Source organism: Streptomyces poriferorum (assembly GCF_019399235.1).
Lineage (GTDB): Bacteria > Actinomycetota > Actinomycetes > Streptomycetales > Streptomycetaceae > Streptomyces > Streptomyces poriferorum.
Genome location: NZ_JAELVH010000629.1, coordinates 1 through 500 on the forward strand (window position 1 = coordinate 1; position 500 = coordinate 500).

Annotated in this window: 1 protein-coding gene; it reads left to right on the forward strand. The window is 67.0% G+C overall.

What is annotated here, in order from left to right; translation table 11 throughout:
- A partial coding sequence (locus JGS39_RS40135; RefSeq protein WP_219574672.1) for a M6 family metalloprotease domain-containing protein occupies positions 1-500 on the forward strand: 500 nt, incomplete at both ends.

The following is a 500-nucleotide window of genomic DNA, read 5'->3' on the forward strand; positions in this document are numbered from 1 at the left end:
ACCCAGTTCTTCCAGCGCGCCTCGTACGGAAAGTTCACCCTGCGCCCGCACCCCCAGCGGCAGTGGATCCGGATGCCCAAGCCATCGGTCTGGTACGGGATACAGCGCGACTGGGACAACGACCGGCGCAGCGCCTATCTGCGCGACGCGATCGACGTGGCCGACCCCACCGTCGACTTCTCGAAGTACGACATCGTCTACCTGGTCGCCGACCCCGACGCCCCGGGTGTCGACTCCGATGCCACCAAGGTCGTCAACTTCGACCGCCCCCTGCACGCCGACGGCAAGGACATCAGGCGCGTCGTCACCGTCTTCGAACAGCACCCGCCCGACCACAACGTCCTCGCCCACGAGACCGGACACGTCTTCGACCTGCCCGACCTCTACCACCGGCCCTCGGACGGCAAGGGCGACTGGGACACGTACGTCGGCGACTGGGACGTCATGGGCAGCCAGTTCGGTCTCGCGCCGGACCTCTTCGGCTGGCACAAGTGGAAGCT